The sequence below is a fragment of the Aquabacterium parvum genome (genome assembly GCF_001447195.1).
Taxonomy (GTDB): Bacteria; Pseudomonadota; Gammaproteobacteria; order Burkholderiales; family Burkholderiaceae_C; genus Aquabacterium; species Aquabacterium parvum.
In genome coordinates this window covers 1-984 of sequence record NZ_LFRI01000200.1, presented here as the reverse complement: position 1 = coordinate 984, position 984 = coordinate 1, and the positions used below count along the sequence as shown (strand labels likewise).

At 65.9% G+C, this 984-nt stretch carries 2 protein-coding genes; both read left to right on the top strand.

The features are described 5' to 3' along the window. Positions 1 to 429: IS66 family insertion sequence element accessory protein TnpB (tnpB, locus tag ABG80_RS07300; RefSeq protein WP_407638739.1), on the top strand; the 429-nt coding region annotated here is incomplete at its 5' end. A gap of 59 nt (positions 430 to 488) precedes the next feature. Beyond that, a partial coding sequence (locus ABG80_RS07295; protein ID WP_200964280.1) for an IS66 family transposase zinc-finger binding domain-containing protein occupies positions 489 to 984 on the top strand: 496 nt, incomplete at its 3' end.

Sequence of the window (984 nt, the reverse complement as noted above, 5' to 3'; positions counted from 1 at the left end):
GCATGGCGCCACCCTGTGCCTGCCGCCTGGCTTTGCCGCGCAGGATCTGCGCAGCATCCTGCAAGTGCTGCGCTCACTGCCATGATCGGATTGCCAGCGGGCACCCGCGTCTGGCTGGCCGCTGGCCACACCGACATGCGCAAGGGTTTCGATGGTCTGGCCGCTGTGGCGCAAGAGGTCTTGCTGCAGGATCCGTTTGGCGGCCATGTCTTCGTCTTCCGTGGCCGGCGCGGCGACATCATCAAGCTGCTGTGGTGGGATGGACAGGGCCTTTGCCTGCTGAGCAAGCGCCTGGAGAAGGGGCGCTTCGTGTGGCCGCAGGCCGATGGCGGCAAGGTCAGTCTGAGCCCGGCGCAGCTGTCGATGCTGTTGGAGGGCATCGACTGGCGCATGCCCGAGCGCACCTGGCGACCAGAGCGTGCTGCCTGAATCTGGTTGACATCGCATCCCCCGTGGCGTGATCGCTGAGCCTTGGGCACAGTATCGTCATGCCACACGATCCGCACCCGCATGACCACTGCGAGCTGTCTCGCCAGTTGCGCGACAGCCGCCAGGAACTGGCCCATGCCAAGCTGCTGATTGACAAGCTCAAGACCGAGATCGCCTACCTGCGCCGCATGCACTTTGGCCGCAGCAGCGAGCAACTCGATGTGGCCGCACAGATGGAACTGTTGGCACCCGCGACAACGGTGGAGCCACCAGCGGCCAACGACGAGCCTGAAGGTGGTGCCAACAACCGCAAGCGCTCACGCAAAAGCCGCCAAGGCCTGCGCGACTTGCCAGCCCATCTGCCACGCGAGATCGTGGTGCACACGCCCGATGCGGGCTGCGCTTGCGGCGCCTGCCTGGACGCGCTGCGCCCCATTGGCCAAGACGTCAGTGAAGTGCTCGACTACCTGCCCGGTCAGTTCAAGGTCATCCGCCATGTGCGGCCCCGCCTGGCCTGCCCGGCGTGCGACAGCATCGTACAAGCCAGTGCGCCGA